The 21,234-nt window shown below is 45.8% G+C and carries 21 protein-coding genes; 5 read left to right on the forward strand and 16 right to left on the reverse strand.

The window, feature by feature from the left end; translation table 11 throughout:
* Window positions 1-64: 64 nt before the first annotated feature.
* The 10 genes from acoL to FB592_RS16685 form a co-directional block, all read right to left on the reverse strand.
* A complete protein-coding gene (acoL, locus tag FB592_RS16640; protein ID WP_101501769.1) occupies window positions 65-1,441 on the reverse strand; it encodes an acetoin dehydrogenase complex dihydrolipoyl dehydrogenase in 1,377 nt (458 codons plus the stop codon).
* Window positions 1,442-1,461: 20 nt separating this feature from the next.
* Window positions 1,462-2,658 carry an acetoin dehydrogenase complex dihydrolipoyllysine-residue acetyltransferase gene (gene acoC, locus FB592_RS16645; RefSeq protein ID WP_141949811.1) on the reverse strand — a complete coding sequence of 399 codons (1,197 nt, stop codon included), beginning with the start codon at window positions 2,656-2,658 and terminating at the stop codon, window positions 1,462-1,464.
* A 13-nt stretch (window positions 2,659-2,671) separates the two neighbouring features.
* Window positions 2,672-3,700, reverse strand: a complete 1,029-nt coding sequence (gene acoB / locus FB592_RS16650) for an acetoin:2,6-dichlorophenolindophenol oxidoreductase subunit beta (RefSeq protein WP_015252545.1) — start codon at window positions 3,698-3,700, stop codon at window positions 2,672-2,674.
* A 3-nt stretch (window positions 3,701-3,703) separates the two neighbouring features.
* The gene (acoA, locus tag FB592_RS16655) at window positions 3,704-4,705 is read right to left on the reverse strand and encodes an acetoin:2,6-dichlorophenolindophenol oxidoreductase subunit alpha (protein ID WP_015383114.1); all 1,002 of its coding nucleotides are present in this window, start codon (window positions 4,703-4,705) and stop codon (window positions 3,704-3,706) included.
* A gap of 230 nt (window positions 4,706-4,935) precedes the next feature.
* Window positions 4,936-5,625: a YfjL-like protein gene (locus FB592_RS16660; protein ID WP_141949813.1), complete on the reverse strand. Its 690-nt coding sequence runs from the start codon at window positions 5,623-5,625 to the stop codon at window positions 4,936-4,938.
* Between the two features lie 29 nt (window positions 5,626-5,654).
* Window positions 5,655-6,107: a DUF6884 domain-containing protein gene (locus FB592_RS16665; RefSeq protein WP_003233638.1), complete on the reverse strand. Its 453-nt coding sequence runs from the start codon at window positions 6,105-6,107 to the stop codon at window positions 5,655-5,657.
* A gap of 174 nt (window positions 6,108-6,281) precedes the next feature.
* Window positions 6,282-7,259, reverse strand: a complete 978-nt coding sequence (locus FB592_RS16670; RefSeq protein ID WP_141949815.1) for a tRNA dihydrouridine synthase — start codon at window positions 7,257-7,259, stop codon at window positions 6,282-6,284.
* A 756-nt stretch (window positions 7,260-8,015) separates the two neighbouring features.
* Window positions 8,016-8,300 carry a YfzA family protein gene (locus FB592_RS16675; protein WP_021481197.1) on the reverse strand — a complete coding sequence of 95 codons (285 nt, stop codon included), beginning with the start codon at window positions 8,298-8,300 and terminating at the stop codon, window positions 8,016-8,018.
* 619 nt (window positions 8,301-8,919) lie between these two features.
* Window positions 8,920-10,320 (reverse strand): 23S rRNA (uracil(1939)-C(5))-methyltransferase RlmD, encoded by a 1,401-nt coding sequence (rlmD, locus tag FB592_RS16680; protein ID WP_015252551.1) that lies wholly within the window; start codon window positions 10,318-10,320, stop codon window positions 8,920-8,922.
* 115 nt (window positions 10,321-10,435) lie between these two features.
* Window positions 10,436-11,299: a DNA-3-methyladenine glycosylase family protein gene (locus tag FB592_RS16685; RefSeq protein WP_141949817.1), complete on the reverse strand. Its 864-nt coding sequence runs from the start codon at window positions 11,297-11,299 to the stop codon at window positions 10,436-10,438.
* A 117-nt stretch (window positions 11,300-11,416) separates the two neighbouring features.
* Here FB592_RS16685 and corA point away from each other — a divergent pair, with 117 nt between their 5' ends.
* Both corA and FB592_RS16695 read left to right on the forward strand, forming a co-directional pair.
* Window positions 11,417-12,376 (forward strand): magnesium/cobalt transporter CorA, encoded by a 960-nt coding sequence (corA, locus tag FB592_RS16690; protein WP_003233650.1) that lies wholly within the window; start codon window positions 11,417-11,419, stop codon window positions 12,374-12,376.
* A gap of 98 nt (window positions 12,377-12,474) precedes the next feature.
* The gene (locus tag FB592_RS16695) at window positions 12,475-13,335 is read left to right on the forward strand and encodes an NAD(P)-dependent oxidoreductase (RefSeq protein ID WP_141949820.1); all 861 of its coding nucleotides are present in this window, start codon (window positions 12,475-12,477) and stop codon (window positions 13,333-13,335) included.
* Between the two features lie 37 nt (window positions 13,336-13,372).
* On the opposite strand, the gene pdaA is transcribed toward FB592_RS16695, so the two are convergent.
* Together pdaA and FB592_RS16705 are read right to left on the reverse strand one after the other, a co-directional pair.
* Window positions 13,373-14,164 (reverse strand): delta-lactam-biosynthetic de-N-acetylase, encoded by a 792-nt coding sequence (gene pdaA / locus FB592_RS16700; protein WP_003244439.1) that lies wholly within the window; start codon window positions 14,162-14,164, stop codon window positions 13,373-13,375.
* 100 nt (window positions 14,165-14,264) lie between these two features.
* Window positions 14,265-14,450, reverse strand: coding sequence for an SE1561 family protein (locus FB592_RS16705; RefSeq protein ID WP_003223132.1), 186 nt, complete (start codon window positions 14,448-14,450; stop codon window positions 14,265-14,267).
* A 144-nt stretch (window positions 14,451-14,594) separates the two neighbouring features.
* Between FB592_RS16705 and yfkAB the strand changes: the two genes are divergently transcribed.
* Both yfkAB and mscC read left to right on the forward strand, forming a co-directional pair.
* Window positions 14,595-15,716: a radical SAM/CxCxxxxC motif protein YfkAB gene (gene yfkAB, locus FB592_RS16710; protein ID WP_141949822.1), complete on the forward strand. Its 1,122-nt coding sequence runs from the start codon at window positions 14,595-14,597 to the stop codon at window positions 15,714-15,716.
* Window positions 15,717-16,559 carry a mechanosensitive ion channel protein MscC gene (gene mscC / locus FB592_RS16715; protein WP_010886444.1) on the forward strand — a complete coding sequence of 281 codons (843 nt, stop codon included), beginning with the start codon at window positions 15,717-15,719 and terminating at the stop codon, window positions 16,557-16,559.
* Between the two features lie 38 nt (window positions 16,560-16,597).
* Here mscC and FB592_RS16720 read toward each other — a convergent pair whose 3' ends face one another.
* Both FB592_RS16720 and cax read right to left on the reverse strand, forming a co-directional pair.
* Window positions 16,598-17,392: a YfkD famly protein gene (locus FB592_RS16720; RefSeq protein ID WP_003233657.1), complete on the reverse strand. Its 795-nt coding sequence runs from the start codon at window positions 17,390-17,392 to the stop codon at window positions 16,598-16,600.
* Window positions 17,393-17,462: 70 nt separating this feature from the next.
* A complete protein-coding gene (gene cax / locus FB592_RS16725; RefSeq protein ID WP_003242902.1) occupies window positions 17,463-18,518 on the reverse strand; it encodes a calcium/proton exchanger in 1,056 nt (351 codons plus the stop codon).
* A gap of 167 nt (window positions 18,519-18,685) precedes the next feature.
* Here cax and FB592_RS16730 point away from each other — a divergent pair, with 167 nt between their 5' ends.
* Window positions 18,686-19,861 (forward strand): MFS transporter, encoded by a 1,176-nt coding sequence (locus tag FB592_RS16730; RefSeq protein WP_003243008.1) that lies wholly within the window; start codon window positions 18,686-18,688, stop codon window positions 19,859-19,861.
* Window positions 19,862-20,059: 198 nt separating this feature from the next.
* Here the strand turns inward: FB592_RS16730 and FB592_RS16735 are convergent, their stop codons facing one another.
* Entirely contained in the window at window positions 20,060-20,887 is an 828-nt protein-coding gene (locus FB592_RS16735; RefSeq protein WP_014479170.1) for a YihY family inner membrane protein, read from the reverse strand.
* Between the two features lie 23 nt (window positions 20,888-20,910).
* Window positions 20,911-21,231 carry a hypothetical protein gene (locus FB592_RS16740; protein WP_003233665.1) on the reverse strand — a complete coding sequence of 107 codons (321 nt, stop codon included), beginning with the start codon at window positions 21,229-21,231 and terminating at the stop codon, window positions 20,911-20,913.
* Window positions 21,232-21,234 lie beyond the last annotated feature (3 nt).

The following is a 21,234-nucleotide window of genomic DNA, read 5'->3' on the forward strand; positions in this document are numbered from 1 at the left end:
ATAAAGCGCTTTCAACAATAAAAAAAGCAGGCGCCTTATATCCATGCGCCTGCTTTTTCCTTTATTATGCATGTACCGCAAGGCCGATCGTGCTTAACAGCGCCTCATGCAATGTTTCCGATAAAGTCGGATGGGCGGCGATAAAATGCTCCGCCATATCTGCCGTCATCTCACCATTCATGATCGCTGCCGCTTGGCCGATGAGCTCGGTTACATCCGGGCCAATCATCGAGACACCCACGATTTCGCCGAATTCCGGTTCAGCCATGATTTTGACCTTTCCTTCCGCTTGCTGTTTAATGAGCGCCTTGCCGTTTGCGGAAAAAGGAAATTCGCCAATTTTCACATCGCCGTATATGCTTCTTGCCTGTCGTTCTGTCATTCCGATACACGCGATTTCTGGGGACGTATAGATGCAGCGCGGCACATGTTTCTCATTGATTTTGACATCCCTTCCGGAAGCATGAGAAGCAGCGATGATGCCCTCATGGAAAGCGGCATGCGCGAGCTGAATGCCCCCTATAGCATCTCCGCACGCGTAAATATGAGGCACGTTCGTCTGCATGTGCCCATTCACCGGAATGCCCTTTGGAGAAAAATCAACTCCGGCCTGTTCAAGCTGTAATCCGTCAAGACGGGGTTTTCTGCCGATCGCCACCAGCACATAATCGGCCTTCGTTTTAAACTCTCGCTGACCGCTTTTCCATATTGCCGTTTTGGCCGTTTGATCCACCCGTTCTAACCGGGATGAGGTATGCACTTCAACACCATCTTCCTCTAGCTTTTCCTGAAAGAGACGGGCAATATCTTCATCTTCAGCCGGGATCAGCTGGTCCGCTGTTTCAATGATGGTCACCTTCGATCCCAATCTGGCGAACAGCCCTGCATACTCACACCCGATGACACCGCCGCCGACAATGACTAGTGAAGACGGAATCTCGGAAAGAGAAAGCGCGTCTTTGCTGTCGAGGATCCATTCGCCGTCAAACGGGGCGAAAGGCAGCTCGATTGGCTCTGATCCGGAGGCAATCAATACTTGGTCCGCCTCTCTGATTTCTTTTCCTTTTTCTCCTTCGATCAAGAGCTTTCTTTCAGAAAGAAAGGAGGCTGTTCCCTTTACAACCTGTATTTGATTTTTCTTCATTAGGTACTGAACGCCTTGGACAAGCTGACTGACAACCTGTTGTTTCCGGCTTTGCATTTTACTCCAATCGACTGATATCGCACCTGCCGGAAGTTCGATTCCAAAGCTGTCGGCATGCTTGATTTTATCAAGAACGTTTGCGCTTTCTAACAAAGACTTTGTCGGGATGCAGCCTTCATTCAGGCAGGTCCCTCCAAGCTTGCCTTTGTCAATAAGCAGCACGTTTCTGCCCTGCTGTGCCGCGGAAACCGCAGCCGCATAGCCTGCAGGTCCGCCGCCGATAATGGCTAATGTCATGTCGTTTTCACCTGCTTTTCCTATAAAATTAATGCTGCGGGTTCTTCCAAATATGTTTTCATCGCCTTCAGGAATGCAGCGGCAGGGGCGCCGTCACACGCTCTGTGATCAAATGTCAGGCTGAGTGGCAGGATCGTGCTTCTGACGATCTCCTCCCCTTGATACACCGGCGTGTCATAGCTTGCTCCGATGCCGAGAATGCCTGTTTCCGGCGGATTTAGTATCGGTGTGAAATGCTCAACTCCAAACGCGCCAAGGTTTGTAATGGAGAAAGTAGATCCTTGCAGTTCTTCGCTTCCCGTACGTCCCTCGCGTGCTTTTTTGGCATTTTCTGAGATAGATTGAGCCAGTTCTATCAGCGATAGCTTTTCAGCATGGCGGATGACAGGCACCACTAAGCCATTTTCCAAGGCTACAGCCATACCAAGGTGCACATGGGGATGTGTGATGATGCGCTCATTTTGATAAAAGCTGTTCAGCACAGGGTGAGCTTGCAGAGCGAGAACGGCGGCTCTTGAGACAAAATGAGTGATCGTCAGTTTTGTGCCGTATCTCTCTTCCGCAGTTGGTGAAAGCTGTTTTTGAAGAGTGGCAAGCTTGGTGATATCAGCTTTCATCGTGATCGTCAGCTGCGCGCTGTTTGCCAGGCTTTCCTGCATTCGGGCAGCGATGACCTTTCTCATGCCTGTCACCGGGATTTCCTGCGCTTTCTGCTCCGACACAGGCTTTGCCTGATCTTTTTTCTGTTCAGCAAGAGCCTTTGTTACGTCATCCTTCACGATTCGTCCGCCTGGTCCAGTTCCTTTCAGTTGTTTTAGGTCTAATCCTGCTTTTTCTGCTATTTTCCTGGCGACTGGAGATATTTTCATTCGATCTTTTTTGGAGGCTGCGGGTTTGTTTTCTTGTTTGACGGGCTGAACGGCTTGCGGCATATTGTCTTCAGCAACAGGCGCGCTCGCCTCTTCCTGCACCGACTCATTGGCGTCCCCGATATAGCAGATCGCTGTGCCGGGCGGAACCTCTTCTCCCTCTTTCACTTTGATATCGATCAGCGTTCCTTTTTCAGGCGCTTCGATCTCCATTTCAATTTTCTCCGATTGAATGCTGGCAATGCTTTCTCCCTTTTCAACCGGGTCGCCTACTTTTTTATTCCATATCGATACTTCCCCTTGTTTCATGGCCATTCCCAATTTTGGCATCACTACTTTTACCGCCATTTGTGTTCCCCCTTTAATTCATTGCCGGCTCGCCAAGCAATTCAAGCGTGACGCTGACAATTTTATCTGGTGTCGGCAAATATTGATCTTCAAGCACTGGTGAAAACGGAACCGGTGTATGCGGCGCTGTAATCCGTTTAATCGGCGCATCAAGCAAATCAAAGCCCTTGTCAGCGACAAGCGCAGCAATATCCGTGGCAATGCTGCATCGCGGATTGGCTTCATCAATGATGATCAGACGATTTGTTTTTTCTAACGATGTGAAAATCGCATCCTCATCCAGAGGGGACAGACTGCGCGGATCAAGGACCTCGGCTTCGATGCCCCTCTCTGAAAGCTGTGCAGCCGCTTCAAGCGCAGTATTGACCTGCTTGCCGACTGCAAAGAGCGTAACATCATTGCCCTCGCGTTTGATATCCGCTTTTCCGAGGGGAATTGTATAATAATCTTCCGGCACCTCGCCCTTCATGTTGTAGGACGTTTTGTCTTCAAAGAAGAACACCGGATCATTATCTTCTATTGCTGCAAGCAGAAGACCTTTGGCATCATACGGATTGGATGGAACAACTGTCTTCAGTCCAGGGATGCTCGTGAAAAGGCCATACAGCGCTTGTGAATGCTGGGCAGCGGCCCGGAACCCTGCTCCGTATGTGGTGCGGACGGTAATCGGCACTTGCGCTTTTCCGCCGAACATGTAACGGAATTTCGCCCCTTGGTTGATCACCTGGTCAAAGCACGTGCCGATAAAATCGTTAAACATCAGCTCGGCAATCGGTCTCAAACCGGTTGATGCCGCAGCCATAGCCGCACCCATATAGCCCGCCTCAGAAATCGGAGTGTCCAGCACTCTTGTGCGCCCGAATTCCTGTACGAGCCCCTTTGTGACCCCTAATACACCGCCCCATGCTTCATCATCCTGCAAATGATCGACCGCCGCTCCCCCGGCGACATCCTCACCGATCAAAAGCACATTTTCGTCTTTTCTCATCGCAAGCTTCATTGCTTCATTGATCGCGTCTGACATGCTTATGACTCTCGCCATCTCTTACATTCCTCCTTTTTCATATGACACATACACATCTGTCAGCAGCTCCGAATCTTTTGGATATGGGCTGTCTTCGCTGAACGAGACGGCTTTTTCAATCGATTCGCTGACACGCTGTTCAATGTCTGACAGCTTATTAGCATCTGTTTCTTTTAAAAGGTAGTTTTTAAAACCTTGAATGGCATCTTTTTCTTCAAGGTGCTCAACTCTTTCATCCTTCGTTTTATAGGTTTGGGCATCTCCTTCGAAATGGCCGTAGTTTCTGTAGGTCATACATTCAATCAAAGACGGGCCGCCGCCGTTTCTTGCTCTTTCTATCGCTTCCTCGGCTGCCTGGTAAACTGCTAAAATATCTTTGCCGTCAACTGTAACCCCCGGCATGTTATAAGCAGCTGCCCGATCGGCGATTGAATCACAGGCTGATGCGTACTCAAATGGGGTAGCTTCGCCATAGCCGTTGTTTTCAGCAACAAACACGACAGGAAGGTTCCATACAGCCGCTAAATTCAGCCCTTCGTGGAAGGTGCCTTGGTTATTTGCCCCGTCCCCGAAAAAGCAAACGCTTACATTTTTAGTCTGTTTATATTTAGCCGTGAGCGCTGATCCGCATGCGAGCGTAAAGCCGCCCCCGACGATTCCATTTGCGCCTAACATGCCTTTATCAAGATCCGCAATGTGCATAGAACCGCCCTTGCCTTTGCACAATCCGGTCGCTTTTCCGAAAATTTCCGCCATCATGCCGTCCAAATCACAGCCTTTGGCGATACAATGTCCATGTCCCCTGTGGGTGCTTGTAATGCTGTCGCCATCATGTAAATGAGCGCACACCCCTACAGCCACAGCTTCCTCACCGGCATATAAATGAACGAATCCGGGAAGCACTCCCTGGGCGAACAGTTCATGCACTTTGTCTTCAAAGCCCCTGATCTCCAGCATCTTTTGGTACATCCACAGCGCTTTTTCCTCAGTTAATGATAAGCCTTCTCGTTTTAACAATTCCATTTTGTGCGCCTCCTTCTATTTAGGGTTCACCATTATAAATGCAAGAAGTGTGCCAGTCTTTTGAGCCCGTAAAACCAGTCTTCTCGTCTTCACTTTGGAGACAGTTTGAGACGTGTGTCTCGTTTTGTCTCAAACTGATTCATTTGTCTCGTTTTACAGCATGCAAAAAAAGACCGGATATCACCCGGCCTTTGACAATGATCGACGTATTTATTTCCTTGGAAATCTTTTTAACTTCCTAGTTCCTCTGCATCGTTTGACTGAATAGCTGCTTTTGAAAGAAAATTAATTGAATATTTGACATATCCAATACCGCCGTCCCCGTCCTTCTGCATACAGTCTATCGTGCCGTTTGAGTATGTATATCCCTTTTCATTAAGCGTTTTTCTGACCGTTTCCGCCATCTTTGCGGCATCTGTTTTTGATAACCCGCTGGCGTCTAACTGAATCGTCATGCTCATAGGCGCTTTTTCAGCCAGCTGTTTGTTCCATTTTGTATCTAACGTGAACTGTCCGTTTTCAATACTCAAAGCAGCATCAGCTTTTATAAGTCGAGGAACCGCTTTTTTCAGATCTGCTTCGATTGCCTTCGTTGCTTCTTCATTTACATGTTTTGATACTGATTCGGTATACGCTTCTTCAATTCCATCGCACGTTACTTTAGGATGCAGAAATCCCTTCGTACACATTGGGTAGCGATGAGATTGGGAGGTTGCTTCGAATACATATTCAGAGGTTTTAGCGTTATATACCCCATTCGTGATCTTGATTTCTTTCTTAGGATAGGTTTGTTTCACATAAGAGACTAGCTTCTGTTCTGCAGCATTTTTCGAAAATGGATCACCGAACCATACATGATAGATATATAGTCCGCATCCGAATAATGCAATGGCAAGCAAGCCAAACACAAGCTTTTTCATGTTCACACTCTTTTCTTCATATGTATGTGCTACAGTTCATGCTTTTCTTCAACAGCCCGGTTCAGCGCTTGGAGCATATAGCCTATGCCTTTGTAAGATGATAGCGGCCAGCTGATATGCTGGTGCTCTCCGATGACGGCGTTTAGAACGCTTCGATATTTTTTTCCGCCAAGCATGACTAGCTCTTCGATATCAGAAAAGCCTTTTTCGTGAAATTGACGGCGCAGCTCGTCCGCTGTCATGATTTCCGGATGACCGGTGCCAAAAGTGACATCGTAATTTCCCGAAACGAGATCATCAGGGCGGAGGAACCCGTGCTTCGCAGACAAAATCACCCACTCATCGAAAAATGTTTTTGCATACCGCTCGCACGCCTGATGAAACGGGCTGAGATAAGCGTCCTCTGCTCTTACCGGCCCGGCATCAGGCTGGACATCCCAGATTTTTTTCTTGCCGCAGGGGATGATGCATAGCCGTTTCATTTTCCTCTCCCCCTTTATAAGATATCTCCACTAAATATACCATTATTTTCTTACAATAAATTAGAGAAAAGACAGGCTGAGTAAAAGCTTCGTACAAAAAAGACCCGGATTTACCGAAAATCCAGGTATTTTAGTCAAGAATTGTGTTAGCCTTTTTTGAATCAAGCACTGCAGTTACTCTATCCCATCAAGATACTTTCTCTCAAAGTCGTCGAGCAATGCACGCACTTCATCTGTTGACTTTGTGTTCATGCATTGATTTCTTAAGTCACTTGCCCCTCGGAACCCGCGGAGGTAAATCTTGAAAAAGCGAGGAAGAGGCTTGTACGGACGCGCTTCTAATGCTGAATATTTGTCATGGAGATCCAGATGTAGCCTTAAGAGATCAAGCAATTCCTTGCTGCTATGCTCTTTCGGCTCCTTTTCAAAGGCAAATGGATTTGTAAAAATACCGCGCCCTATCATAATTCCATCGACGCCGTATTGTTCAGCAAGTTTTAAGCCAGTTTGGCGGTCAGGGATATCACCATTGATCGTCAAAAGTGTATCTGGTGCCACCTCATCACGAAGTTTCTTAATCTCCGGGATGAGCTCCCAATGCGCATCTACTTTGCTCATTTCTGCCCTAGTACGCAGATGAATAGAAAGATTCGCAATATCCTGTTTCAAAATGTGTGTCAGCCACTCGCGCCATTCATCCACATCCGTGTATCCAAGTCTTGTCTTCACGCTTACAGGCAATCCCCCTGCTTTTGCAGCTTGTATTAATTCTGCCGCAACTGCAGGACGGCAAATAAGGCCGCTTCCCTTTCCATTCCCCGCAACATTAGGCACAGGACAGCCCATATTGATATCTAGTCCTTTAAATCCTAACTCTGCCATGCCAATACTCATTTTACGAAAGTTTTCAGGCTTATCTCCCCATATATGGGCTACCATTGGCTGTTCATCCTCTGTAAAAGTTAAACGGCCGCGTACGCTATCCTTCCCATCCGGATGGCAATAGCTCTCTGAGTTTGTGAACTCTGTAAAAAATACATCCGGTCTGCCTGCTTCACTTACTACATGCCGGAAAACAACATCTGTCACATCTTCCATTGGTGCCAGTACAAAAAATGGCCGTGGTAATTCACGCCAGAAATTTTCTGTCATAACAAAAATCAAATCCTTTCATTAGGGGATACGGCTATACCTTTATCTCAATATTAAAAAACTGACCATGCTTTCTTTTTACACTTGTCGCATGCGAAAGCATTTCTTATCAATCTATAGTAATTTTTGAACATTTCACGTGGGATGACCATCTATACCTATTTTTTATATTGTGGTTAACACTGGCGCTGACCTTCGTCTTTCTTAGTGGCCTTGCTTTTGAACTTTTTGGATAAAAAGGATTCCAACCTAAATAGAATATCATATGAGTTCTCCATATTACCAACGCAAAATAATTGCCCTGTTATTGAAGATAAGATATTTAACGCTACACCATATCCGTATCTCAATATCATATTTGCGGAAAAACTAATTTCAAGAGATAAACTTCGATTAAGCAAATTGAGTTGGGGGTGGTATAACTGAATACTCAAGAGAATGAAAAAAACCTCTACTTAAGCTGCTAACACTTGTGAATCACATGGAGTAAAGAGGATGAGAAGAGAAAATAAACCCTTATTTAAAAGAATTCAAGAACTTCAATCTGAACCATTTGGGATTTGCTCATGATTTAGAAAATAACCAACGCAGCAAGTGGCAACCTACTATATATTTGTATAGGGTTATAATTCGGTAATCCTGATCCAGAACCAATAAAATAGACTGCTGACTAAATGTCGCAGTCTTCACTCATAAGATAATTAAGAAAGTGTTCATTTTCTTTCATCATTAAATAAGGCATCAGAAGTTATTGCTTTAATTTCGAATATCCTTTGTTATTCCTGTAATTATTTGTATAATAGTGAAAACTCCCAAGAAAACAGTAATAATATTAAACCATGGATTATCATAGAATGAAAGATATGTTTGAAAGAAATCTAGTTCAACTATGTTTGCTGGGAATCCATTCATTTCTCTATACTTAGGACCCCATCCCGTTAATTCTACAAAATTAAAATAAAGCTGAGATACTAAAAATGCCAAAAATGTTTGAAACCAACTTCTTTTATATAACGGTCGTTTTTTATATACTTTATCCATTTAGTTATCCATTTCCTTCTCTGCAATACTTTTTAGCCAAGTGTCAATCTAAATTATTATGAAGCATGATTGCCGCAAGGATATAACCATTGTAGGTATTACTGTAATAGTTGTTATCGTCGGCACTATTATTTAATTGTTGTAGTGCTCATACGTTATTCATTTTAAAATGGGGTTGGCCATCATTTTCACCTCTTTCGTTTATTACAATGTTTCAACTTTTTACATCGAATGACTCTTGAAATGATATACGCCATACCTTTCCTTATATTCCTATAATCAATATTTCACACGTAATAACTGCAAGTCAATATATAATTTTACAAATTATGAAAAATATATCTATGATTTTACATCATTTTACTCATGTATTTTAATCATACTGGAAGGAAATTTTTCCGGTTAAATAACGCTTTTTTTCACCCGCTTTTTAATACGTTTTTTCAATTCTTTTCGCCAGTTAAAATAAAGATCTCCGAGAAAAGAAGGAAGATAAAATTGGGGAAAGACAGTTAGGACAAGGGCTGCGCACGAAAAAGACCCGGAAATCGGAATTGTTTATTTTACCGAAATCCAGGTCTTATTAGGAAAACTATTTTATGACTGGGAAATGTTCTTTTTAGTTAGACGATTTCAATACAAGTCTCGCCACTGCTTCAACATGCGCCGTCTGCGGAAACATATCGACAGGCTGAATATAGTCCACGCGATAGTCCTTCGACAGCGTCTGCAAATCCTTCGCAAGCGTGGATGGATTGCAGGAAACGTAGACGAAGCGTTTCGGTTTGACTTTTTTGATCGTGTCCAGGAACGTGCTGTCACAGCCCGTTCTCGGCGGGTCTACAATGACGACGTCCGGGCGGAAGCCTTCTTTCGTCCATTTCGGGAGCCAGTGTTCGGCTGTTCCTGTTACATATGTGGCATTTGCCATGCCGTGTTTTTTGGCGTTTTTCTTAGCATCGTCAATTGATTCCTTGATGACGTCCATGCCGCGGACTTCCTTTGCTCCGTCCGCCACCCACATGCCGATAGTGCCGACGCCGCAATACGCATCAACGACTTTTTCTTTACCGGTCAGCTGCGCCGCTTTTTTCACTTCATCATACAGCTTGACGGTCTGTTCCGGGTTGAGCTGGAAGAAAGCGCGGGCGCTTAATTCAAAAGATACGTCGCCGAGCACTTCTTGAATTACTGTTTTTCCGGCGAGCGGTTTTGTTTTCTCACCGAAAATCACTGAAGTTTTCGCACCATTTACATTCTGAATAATGGATTTGACCTCTGGCAATCGCTTTTGAATCGCTTTGACGATTTCTTCCTTGTGCGGAAGCGTTTCTTTTGCGGTTACAAGCACGACCTGCACTTCGCCTGTTTCAAAGCCGACTCTCGTCACGATCGTGCGAACGTCGCCTTTTCGTTTTCTTTCATTATAAACAGACACATTGAAGTCCTCTAAAATGCGGCGGACGATGCCTGTTGTTTTGTTCGTTGCCGGATGCTGAACGATACAGTCTTTAATCGGAACGATGTCATGAGAATCAAGGCCGTATAAGCCGGCGATGATGCTGCCGCTTTGCGAGCGCCCGATCTGGAATTGGCTTTTATTGCGGTAATTCCACGGGTTGTCCATGCCAATCGTTTCTTTGATTTCCATATTTTCAACTTTAAACTTCGTATGGCGTTCAAGAGACTGAATGACGATATCGCGTTTTTCCCGAAGCTGCTGGCTGTATGCAAGGTGCTGAAGCTGACAGCCGCCGCATTGTTCATAAACAGGGCAAGGCGGTGCCACCCGGTGCTCAGATGCCTTGCGGATTTTCTTAATGCGGCCCTCCGAAAACTTCGGCTGGACCTTTGTGGCCTGCACAACAACTTCTTCGCCAGGAAGCGCGCCGGGCACGAAGACGACTTTTTTCTTAAAATAGCCGACACCTTCTCCGTTAATGCCGAGACGCTTAATCGTCAGCGGAAAGGTTTGTCCGACCTTCAGTTCGACGGGCGCCTGTTTCTTTTGTTGGTTCACGTTGTTCTCTCCGTTTCTATATAAAGCTTTCTGCAGATGGCAGAAAGTGAAATGGTTTTTTCACATCTTTCTAGTATAACACGTTTGCAGGATTTCCTTCATTGTGGGAGACGAATTATTCTATACTCCTCCACAAATATAAAGACGCATAGCTTAAATAAGGCTCCCACTCCTTGCTCATCGCCAGCATGACATCCTTTGCCGGCTTATCGTCCAGCTGAAAGTGGCGTTTGATGGCATTCTGGAGGCCGATATCGGCAAGCGGGAATAAATTGGGACGGCCAAGTCCGAACATGAGGATATTTTGCACGGTCCACGGGCCGATACCCCTGATTTTGATCAGTTTCTTCATAATGTCTTCATCCGCCATATGCGGCAGCTCTGACAAGCTGAGTGTGCCTTCTGCGATCATCCTTGATGTATCAATGGTGTATTCCGCTTTTCTCATGCTGAATTGCAGATCACGCAGATCCTGATAATCGAGTTCTGCAATCGTTTCCGGCTTTGGATAGCACCACACGCCATCCTTCTGCTCGCCAAACGCATGAACAAACCGTTCTGTTAGCGTGTAAGCGAAGGAAAGATTGAGCTGCTGGTGGATAATGCATTTCATCATGCAGTTGTACACGCTGTAGTCCAGAACAAGCGGCGTCCCGGCATGCTCTTCAAAAATGGCGGACAGGCTCGTTTTTGAAAAATGATCCAGAACGTGCTGCAAATGATTTTCCCATTGAAAAATCCGCTTGATTTCCTTCATCATTTCTCCCTGATCCGTTTCCCCGCTGACGAGGAACTCAGGATCGCCCGCATGGCCTAACGCCTGTATCTTTACAATACATACGTCCCCCGCTTGATTTCTGATTGGCACACGGACTTCCCTCGCCTCTCGATCAACAGCATTGAGGGGGTCTAAAGACAGCCTGTCCAGCACGCGGTCAAAATGATACGGAGGCGTGACAGATACTTTTTCCTTCCACATGAGATCCACCCTTTTTCCGTTTTTGTTCAGTATAACATGCCGCTTGAATTAGGCAGAGAGTACCGTATACTTTTCTCATAAAGACCGCATGATATAATGGCAGGTGGAGGGTTGTTTATGATCAACATTACCGCAATCACAACAGAGCATCAGCTGCTGAAAAATATACCGATCGAACGAGTGGAACAGCCTGATATTGCATGGTACTGGGTTGATTTTTACGGCCCGGAGGATACGGAAACGGCGTTATTGAGAGATTTTTTTCATTTTCACCCGCTTGCCATTGAGGATTGCTTCCAGCATATGCAGCGGCCGAAGCTTGACCATTATGACGGCTATCGTTTTTACGTGATTCATGCGCTGAATAAGGAAACACTTGAGACGGAGGAAGTCGATATCTTTCAAGGCGAAAAATTTGTCGTCACCTTTCATTTACACGAAACGCCCGGTATCGCTAAAGTCCGGGAGCGTTTGTATGCTTCACCGGATATATTGAAAAAAGGGCCCGGGCATATTTCTTATATGATCATGGATCAGCTTGTTGATGAATATTTTCCTCTCGTGTATAAAATTGAAGACCGGCTGAATGAAATTGAAGAAAGCCGTCCCCACAAAACGTATGGAACGCTGATGAACGAGGTGTTTGATCTCAGAACAGACCTATTGCATTTGAGACGGACGATTATCCCGATGCGTGATTTGCTCTACCGGATTTTAAGCCTTGACCATGTGAAAGAGCAGCGGGAAACGAAAGCCTACTTCAGTGACATATACGATCATTTGTTAAAGTTGTCTGAAATTGTGGAATCCAACCGTGACATGACGTCCGACTTGCGTGACAGCTACGTGACGCTAAACTCAAACCGGATGAATGCGATTATGATGACACTGACGATTGTGTCGACCATTTTCATCCCGCTCACCTTTATTGCCGGTGTATACGGTATGAACTTCGACTTCATGCCGGAGCTGCATTGGAAATACGGATATTTTGCTGTACTTGGCCTGATGGCCGCGCTTGTGATCGGGATGCTGATTTGGTTTGTACATAAAGGATGGTTCAATATTTTTAAATGAGGACAGCGAGCAGCTGTTCTTTTTTGTTGTAAGCCGATCGCTATGCATATTCTGTTCATATTGTTTATAATGGAAAAAATATTCAGGGAGTGATCAGATTGAAAATTGCTGTCATCGGACTCGGCAATATGGGACAGCCCATTGCCCGAAATGTTCTTCAAGCAGGCTACGAATTGACTGTATATAACCGGACGAAACAAAAGACAGAAGAATTTGTCACAAAAGGCGCACAGGCAGCTGATACGCCGCGGCTGGCGGCAAAGTCCGCTGATATTGTCATTACTATGCTTGCAGATGATGATTCTGTCAGCGCCGTGACATTCGGAGAAGACGGGCTGCTTGAAGGATTAGCAGAGAACGGCATTCACATCTCGATGAGCACAATCAGTGTTGAGTTCTCAGAAAAGCTCGCAGCAGCTCATGCAGAGAAAGGACAATTTTTTCTCGCCGCTCCTGTTCTTGGCAGACCGGATGCCGCAGCCAAAGCCGCGCTCCGTATCATAACAGCCGGACCGGCGGAAGCAAAGCAAGCTGCCAAGCCTCTGCTCGACAGCCTGAGCCAGCAGGTATTTGACGTCGGCGAAGAAAGCAAGACGGCAAATGCAGCCAAAATCAGCATCAATTTCTTGCTCGTGTCCATGCTGGAGGCGTTATCTGAATCATTCTTAATGATGGAGAAATACGGCTTAGAACAAAAACAATTTTTAGAAATCGCCAGCGCGCTCTTTGGTTCTCCAGTCTATCAAAATTACGGAACCATTATGGCCGAGCAGAAATTTGAGCCGGCCGGCTTCAAAATGTCTTTAGGGCTGAAGGATACCAACCTGGCACTCGCCGCCGCAAAACAGGTTTCTGCAAATCTTCCTCTTGCCGAACTGGCCAAGAGCCATTTTGAAAACGGGATTGAACAAGGCTTCGGAGATCTGGATTGGGCCGCACTGATTAAATGTTTAAAATAATAAAAAACCTCTCCGTTTAAGGAGAGGTTTTTCTCTTTTACAAAGACGGCAACCTCATTTCTTTCTCAAACATCAGATCATCAATGCTTTTAAAAGTGTAGCCCTGTTTTTTCAGATCTGTAATCGCGTCATCCAGCGCTTCTGCATTGTCCCTCGATACGGTGTGAAGCAGGTAAATGGCTCCCGGGTGCGCCTGCTTGATCATATGATCGTAGGCATATTTCTTTCCCTTTTGGTTGTTGATTTTCCAATCAACAAAAGCGACCGACCAGAAAACGGTTTGATAGCCGAGGCGTTTCGTTTCTTTCAGTACGTACTCACTGAACACGCCGCGCGGCGGACGCAAGTACAGATTGTCCTGCTTTCCCGTAATTTTATAAACCTCTTCGTTGACTGAATCAAGTTCATCCTGAATCTGATCAGCTGTTTTTGTCGTTAAATCCGGATGGTGAAAAGAATGGTTGCCGATAATATGGCCCTCATCTGACATACGTTTGATTAGCTGAGGCTGGTCCTTTACGAAATGCCCGGTGACAAAAAACGTTCCTGTTACGCGATGTTTTTTTAAGACATCAAGCACTTTTGGCGTATAGCCATTTTCATATCCGTTATCAAACGTTAAGTAAATCGTTTTTTCCTTTGTATTCCCTAAATAAAACGCGTCATATTTTTCAATTAAACTGTTCAGCTGCTTCCCGGCATCTGGCGGCTGATGATTGACACTTCGTTTAAAGCCCCAATTAATCGGCTCATTCGGCACCGCTTCCGCCTGTGCTGCACCTCCGGCAAGCAATACGGCGGCGCAGCATATTGAACACATCCACTTCATGGCCAGCGCTCCTTCTGCATTTTTTCTTATTTTACAGATAGGGGCTTTGTTTTATACTGTTGCTTTATGCCAATAAAAAAACCGCGGCGGGCGCGCGGTTTTATTCCCAATCTTTTTTAAAACGTTCGTATTTGGCTTCCAGGTCATCAAGCATGCTGATAAGCCTGTCTATATCTTCAACGTCGGTTGCTTCAGGGTCTAATGAATCGATGACGTTCATAAACATGTCAAGTCTGTTCTTTAAATAATCAATCTGCTGATCTTTATTGTTTACGGCGTTCCCCATTCTGTTCCTCCATTCATTTTTTATTATGGTAGCTCATTTTTTGCCGTTTTTCAATCGCCGCGCTACTTGCGATCTTGGCAAATCAGGTCTAAAATTAACTGTTGGCAGCGTTAGTATGCCCATTTATAAAGGAGTTAGATAGTCATGACACAAAACACGAAGCTGCGTCCGATTACGCCCGAGTTTGACCCTTGGGAAGCCTATATGGATGTTGACCAATACGGAGACATGCAGCTGACAAACGTTGAATTCACAACGACGACACTGTGCAATATGAGATGCGAGCATTGTGCTGTAGGCTATACATTGCAGCCTAAAGACCCGAATGCTCTGCCAATAGATCTTCTGTTAAAACGGCTGGAGGAAATCCCGCGCCTCAGATCCATCAGCATCACAGGCGGAGAGCCGATGCTTTCGTTGAAATCAGTAAAAGAATATGTTGTTCCTTTATTGAAATATGCCCATGAACGGGGTGTGCGGACACAAATTAATTCAAATCTGACCCTCGACATCGAGCGGTACGAATGGATCATTCCGTATCTCGATGTGCTACATATTTCTCATAACTGGGGTACAGTTGAAGATTTTGCTGAAATCGGCTTTGCCATGATGGACAGAAAACCGACCTTCGAACAGCGCGCTCGCTATTTTGAAAAAATGATCGAAAACAGCCGCACGCTTGTGGAAGCCGGGGTGATGGTATCTGCGGAAACGATGCTGAACAAACGAACTCTTCCGCATATTGAGCATATTCACCGCCAAATCACAGAAGATATGAAATGTCAGCGTCACGAGGTCCACCCAATGTATCCAAGCGATTTCGCAAGCGCTCTTGAATCCCTCAGCCTGAAAGAGATGAGACAGGCCATTCACCGCTTGCTGGATATTCGTGATGAAAATACGTGGATGCTGTTCGGAACGCTGCCGTTTTATGCCTGCAGTCCGGACGAAGACGACCAAAAGCTGCTTCGCCGGCTTCGCGCGGCGAAAAACGTCACAGTGCGAAATGACCCTGACGGCCGGTCCCGCCTGAATGTGAACATTTTCGACGGAAACATTATCGTGACCGATTTCGGTGATACCCCGCCGCTTGGCAACATTCAGACGGACAGCCTCCCTTCCGCCTATGAAAAGTGGAGAGAGACCAAGCTTGCGAAAGAACTAAGTTGCCACTGCCCGAATGTCCGGTGCCTCGGACCGAATGTTCTTGTCAAAAACAGTTATTATCAGGATACAGACTTCACAAAACGTCAAGCCAGGAGTTAGATGCGGATGAAAGAAACACTTACGGAGATTTTTCAAAATAAAATCGTCGATATTCTCCTCGTTGCCGTTATCCTTTGGATCGGTGTCTTTATCATCAACCGGCTGGTACAGCTATTTTTTAAACGGACGGATTTTATTGAAGAAAAAAAGGAAAAAACGATTGAAAGCCTTGTCCGTTCTGTCACCCAGTATACGGCGACAATTGGTTTTATCTTTTACGTTATTTCTTTATTTGTGCATGATTTCGGCAAGATATTGGCCGGGGCGGGCGTAGCAGGTATCGTGATCGGTTTTGGCGCCCAATCGCTGATCAAAGATGTGCTGGCTGGTGTGTTCTTAATATATGAACGCCAGCTGCACAAAGGCGATTATGTCACCGTCAACAACTTGTTCAACGGGACAGTGGAGGAAATCGGCCTCCGCTCGCTGCAAATCCGGGAATGGAGCGGGAAGCTGCTCACCATCAGCAACGGCGAGGTCAGACAAATAGAGAACTATAATATTGATTTTATGCGGATTACCGAATCCTTTCTTATCAGCTTTAAAGAAGATCCGGACCGCGTGTACAGCGTGTTGGAAGAGGCATGTGACATGCTGAATGAAGAGCTTCGTGATTCATTGAAGCGGGATGAATTCGGCAATCCGACAGAACCGTTTCAAATCCACGGCATCACCGCATTGAATAAAATCAATCGCGGCGTCGAATTTACGGTTAAAGGCATGGTGAAAGATGATGATTATTTCAGTGCCAGCCTTGCAGTCAGACGGGTTCTCGTTCGCCAGCTCTACCAAAACAATGTGCAAATGCTTGAGGAAGCGGTCCGAATCGAGAGAACCCAATAAACAAAAAAACTGATTCCGAGTTGGAATCAGTTTTTTATTTATCTTGGCAGTGAGGAAAGCTGAAAGCCAAATGTGACATGGTCTTGAACCGGAATCCACGCGCCGATGCCCTGTGACGTGACATTTTTCACGACGAGTTTTCGTTTATTTCCTTTCAGCACTAAGTACACTTCTCCGTAAGTCACTTTTCCTTTTTCATTCACAGCCGGTGCATATGCATGTAGATAACCGATTTTTTTAGGAGCGACTTTATAAATCTGATCCCGTTTTGTGCCAGCCCCAATGACCGTCTCAAATGCAAGCGGAAGGTTCGTTTTCTTCATTGCTTTTTGCATCATCATGCTTTTGACATCTTCAGCATTTGGAACTTTAGCTGTCAGGCCGCCCTTCACTCTGTACTGCTGTTCCTGGGCATAATGCATTTCAGCCGTTTCTTTCCCGCCGCGGTTATCCGCACGGTTTGTATTGATTTTTTTATATTCCCAGTTTGCGACTGTTTCATTTGATTCATAGCCGAGCGCCCATTTCCCGAGAAATATTGTCGCCCGGTACCCTACTGCAAGCGGTGTGCCGGATATGTTGGATTCATTCAGCATTTTGATGAGATGCGGATTTTCAATCTTCACCTCAGAATGATCGAGCAATTCCTTTGCCAGCTTGCTCGGCTGAAGCATTGGCTGATCCTGTGAAGCATTCGGATACGTGTTTTCCTTTGAAATGCTTGCGACAGAATTAGGAACCTTAAACTGCTTTTTCGCGTGGATGGGCTGAACGCCGAAAAAACTAAAGAATAACAACACGATAAGTGTGGAATGAAATAGCTTTTTCATCATATCACTCTTTCTATGGCATTTTCCCTTAGTCTTTTCATCCCGCTTTGTTGTTATCCATCATTTTTTCAGGTTAAAGAAGGAAAAAGCCGATCGCCATAATGACATATGCAGCAAGCAGTGTCGCCCCTTCAAACCAGTTGGAATCCCCGTCATTCGAAATCGCGATCATCAAGAGAACCGCTGATACCATCGCGACGAGCTCAGGCAATGTAAATACAAGCGGCATGCTTGTCGGAAAAAAGATAGAACAGATGACGAGAACCGGTGCGACAAACATAGCGATCTGCAGCGTAGAGCCGACTGCAATTTCAACCGCAATGTCCATTTTATTTTTGAAGGCCATAATAATCGCTGACGCGTGCTCCGCCGCATTTCCTACAATCGCCACGATGATGACCCCGATAAACAGCTCGCTCCACCCGAACTGTTCAGCCACCGAGTGAAAGGTATGGACCAGGTTTTCGGATATGTATGCAACCACAATCGTTGCCGCAAACAAGACAATCGTCGCAACCTTCCCTGACCATTCCGGCTCTTCCTCTTCTTCAGTCTGAGCGGCATTATTCGGCTGATAAACGCCCCGATGCGTGACAAGTTTAAAGTACAGCGCCGCCACATATAACAGAATCATAATGATGCTGATGCCGATGCTTAAATTGAGCTTGCTGGCGTTTCCCATACCAACAGAGAATACCTCCGGAATCACAAAGGCGACAATGATGGCAAAAATCAGAAGCCCGGAGTTATGGCGGGCATCATGGATATTAAATTCCTGCCGCTTATATTTTAAACCGCCGACAAAAAACGATAGGCCCGCTACCAGCAGCAGGTTCCCCAGCACTGAACCGGTTAAAGAGGCAAGCACGATTCCTGTCAGGCCTTCTTTTAATGCAAAAAGGGAAATAATCAGCTCCACCGCATTCCCGAAGGTTGCATTCAACAAACCGCCGATACGCGGTCCTGCAATGATGGACAGTGATTCTGTCGCCCTCCCCATATAGCTTGCAAGCGCGATAATCGTCACGCAATAAACGGCAAATAGAACCGCGGAAGGCCAATGCATCAAACTGCCAATCACAGAAAGCGGAACACCGGCCGCCACTAAAATAAAAAAGATACGATTCATGGTGAAATAGCTCCTTTTTTATGACTTGTTTTATTTTTATTCTTCACAAAAACCTTCATGATTACACGAGGGCAAATGTATAGCGTGATATAGGCTTTTTTCAGGTTGCCTGCTTTTGGAAAACATTGTACGATCAACATAGATTCCACATAAGGAGAACTGACACGATGTCACGATTTCATTTCTTTATCCTTGTCTTGCTCGTATCCATTTCCGGGTTTTCACAAGGCATGCTGCTGCCTGTCATTTCAATCATTTTTGAAACAAATGGAGAATCCGCTGCTATCAACGGCCTGCACGCGACCGGGCTGTATATCGGTGTGCTTTTGGCTTCGCCGTTTATGGAAGCGCCGCTCAGAAAGCTCGGGTTCAAGCCGCTGATCGTCATGGGCGGAAGCATTGTCATTTTAAGCTTATTCGGATTTATTTGGCTTCAGTCAGTTTGGGTCTGGTTCCTGCTTCGCCTGTTCATTGGAATCGGCGACCACATGCTTCACTTTTCTACGCAAACGTGGGTGACCTCCATGTCATCAAAACAAAATCGCGGAAGAAACCTGTCTATTTACGGGCTTTCCTTTGGCCTTGGCTTTGCCGCAGGCCCGTTCATGGTGCCGCTTGTCAAGCTGAGTCCGTCGCTTCCTTTTATCGTGTCCGGCTGCATCAGTCTGTTTGCGTGGCTTTTTGTTTTCTTTCTACAAAATGCATACCCGGAAACCAGTCCTCATGAAACCAAATCAGACAATAGTTTCAGGCGATTTTATCAGGCCATGCTGTTTGGGTGGGTTGCCTTTATGCCTACATTTGGCTATGGCTTTTTGGAAACGGCGCTGAACGGAAGCTTTCCGGTGTACGCGCTCCGTTTGGGGATATCAGTAGACGCAGTAGCGATCATCCTTCCCGCATTTGCGATTGGAAGCATTATTTTTCAGTTTCCGCTCGGCATCCTCAGCGATAAATACGGCAGGCGGAATGTGCTGCTGGTGATTTTACTGACTGGGGCTCTTTGCTTTTTCATCGCCGGTGTATTTCCTTCGCCTTACGTGATCGGCGGCTGCTTTTTTATTGCGGGAATGGCAGTCGGATCAACCTTTACACTTGGCATCAGCTATATGACAGATCTTCTTCCGCCTCATCTCCTGCCGGCGGGAAACCTGCTTTGCGGCATTACATTCAGTCTCGGCAGCATCCTCGGTCCGGTTGCCGGCGGCTGGTATATGCAGACATTTGAAAGCGCAAACTTGTTCTACTTCATTACTCTCACGCTTAGCGCTGTGTGGCTGGCCCTTGTGCTGGGCAAACCGAAAAGCTGGTCACCGGCTGAAACCTATTCTTCATCTTCTTAATCAAAAAGCCTCCCGACATCATGTCAGGAGGCTTTTATGCTAATGGTAGCCGTTTTGTCCGTTGGCGCTTCCGCTTGTTTTATGGCTCGATTTACTTTTCGAATTTTGTTTGTTATGGCTTCCGCCTTTTTTCGTATGCTTGGTCATCACGATATCCCCCCGACTTCTTTTTGAACCGAAGTTCGTTTATAGGGTGCGCTAATGGTAGGGATTTTCATCAGGAAGCTTTTTACGTTTATGTAAAAGAGCGTTGATTTCTCCGCCTAGGATAATTAAAATGCCGCTCAAGTAAAACCAAATCATCAGAACGATGATTCCCCCGATGCTCCCGTAAGTGGCGCTATAGTTCGCAAACGTGCTGACGTAAAATGAAAACAATGTGCTGACAACGATCCAGCCGATGGTCGCAAAGACCGCACCCGGCATGACAAACCGGAGAGACAGCTTTTTGTTCGGCGCAATCACATACAGCGCGGAAAAAACAATCAAAAGCACAAGCGGGCTGACACCCCAGCGAATGGCGGCCCAGACGGATAAAAACAGATCCGACGCGCCGACAAAGTCAGAAGCGAGCCTTCCAATCTCCCGGCCAAATACCGGCAGAAGCAAAGCCACTAAAATCGTAAATACCATGGCAATCGTCAAAAAAATAGAGGTTAGACGAACAATGATAAAAGAGCGGTTTTCTTCCACATCATACGCGTGGTTCAGCGACCGGACGATCGCGTTCATTCCATTAGACGCAGACCATAATGCGGCGATAATCCCGAATGACAGCAAACCGCCATTTCGATTATTTAAGGTTTGATGGGTAATGGATTCAACGAGAGACATCGCACTGGCGGGAGCATATTGTTCTATGACTCCTAAAACATCATCGGTAGAAAGCGGAAGATACGCGGTGAGCGTCAGCATAAAAATCAAAAACGGAAACAGTGACAATAGAAAAAAATACGCCAGCTCCGCTGATTTACTTTGTCCTTCATGAAGGGTGTATCTGCTGAAAAGCTCTTTCAAAAAACTCATGTCGTCTCACCTCGCATGTTTGATCATTTTTTTGAAAAATGCTCTTTCGTTTCTTGCACGAGTTCCATCACTTGCGGCGTTGTTTTCTTCAGCTCTTTCACCTGCTGGTTCACAAAGTCGACTTCCTTTGAAAGCGTTTGGGCGAGCTTTTTGGCCTCATCCACTTTTGTGATGACAGTGTTTTTTAACAGCTCCGGATTGCTTTTGTACAGTGAAAGTTTATGCTTGCATGTCAGCCATCTCATGCCGCACGCCTGTCTTGTCGGCTTATGGAGCAGTGATAACGCCGCACCTGCCGCAGCTCCGAGGAATATCCCTTTCAGCATTAAACGTTCGTTGTTCATGCA

The sequence above is a fragment of the Bacillus sp. SJZ110 genome, assembly GCF_006715455.1.
GTDB lineage: Bacteria > Bacillota > Bacilli > Bacillales > Bacillaceae > Bacillus > Bacillus subtilis.

Coding starts and splice junctions, on each gene's coding strand:
- FB592_RS16730 (WP_003243008.1), top strand. CDS start 18,686: ATGTCACGATTTCATTTCTTTATCCTTGTCTTGCTCGTATCCATTTCC.
- acoC (WP_141949811.1), bottom strand. CDS start 2,658: ATGGCGGTAAAAGTAGTGATGCCAAAATTGGGAATGGCCATGAAACAA.
- FB592_RS16735 (WP_014479170.1), bottom strand. CDS start 20,887: ATGAGTTTTTTGAAAGAGCTTTTCAGCAGATACACCCTTCATGAAGGA.
- FB592_RS16705 (WP_003223132.1), bottom strand. CDS start 14,450: ATGGGGAACGCCGTAAACAATAAAGATCAGCAGATTGATTATTTAAAG.
- acoA (WP_015383114.1), bottom strand. CDS start 4,705: ATGGAATTGTTAAAACGAGAAGGCTTATCATTAACTGAGGAAAAAGCG.
- yfkAB (WP_141949822.1), top strand. CDS start 14,595: ATGACACAAAACACGAAGCTGCGTCCGATTACGCCCGAGTTTGACCCT.
- corA (WP_003233650.1), top strand. CDS start 11,417: ATGATCAACATTACCGCAATCACAACAGAGCATCAGCTGCTGAAAAAT.
- FB592_RS16740 (WP_003233665.1), bottom strand. CDS start 21,231: ATGAACAACGAACGTTTAATGCTGAAAGGGATATTCCTCGGAGCTGCG.
- mscC (WP_010886444.1), top strand. CDS start 15,717: ATGCGGATGAAAGAAACACTTACGGAGATTTTTCAAAATAAAATCGTC.
- FB592_RS16720 (WP_003233657.1), bottom strand. CDS start 17,392: ATGATGAAAAAGCTATTTCATTCCACACTTATCGTGTTGTTATTCTTT.
- FB592_RS16685 (WP_141949817.1), bottom strand. CDS start 11,299: ATGTGGAAGGAAAAAGTATCTGTCACGCCTCCGTATCATTTTGACCGC.
- cax (WP_003242902.1), bottom strand. CDS start 18,518: ATGAATCGTATCTTTTTTATTTTAGTGGCGGCCGGTGTTCCGCTTTCT.
- acoB (WP_015252545.1), bottom strand. CDS start 3,700: ATGGCGAGAGTCATAAGCATGTCAGACGCGATCAATGAAGCAATGAAG.
- acoL (WP_101501769.1), bottom strand. CDS start 1,441: ATGACATTAGCCATTATCGGCGGCGGACCTGCAGGCTATGCGGCTGCG.
- pdaA (WP_003244439.1), bottom strand. CDS start 14,164: ATGAAGTGGATGTGTTCAATATGCTGCGCCGCCGTATTGCTTGCCGGA.
- FB592_RS16670 (WP_141949815.1), bottom strand. CDS start 7,259: ATGACAGAAAATTTCTGGCGTGAATTACCACGGCCATTTTTTGTACTG.
- FB592_RS16675 (WP_021481197.1), bottom strand. CDS start 8,300: ATGGATAAAGTATATAAAAAACGACCGTTATATAAAAGAAGTTGGTTT.
- FB592_RS16665 (WP_003233638.1), bottom strand. CDS start 6,107: ATGAAACGGCTATGCATCATCCCCTGCGGCAAGAAAAAAATCTGGGAT.
- FB592_RS16660 (WP_141949813.1), bottom strand. CDS start 5,625: ATGAAAAAGCTTGTGTTTGGCTTGCTTGCCATTGCATTATTCGGATGC.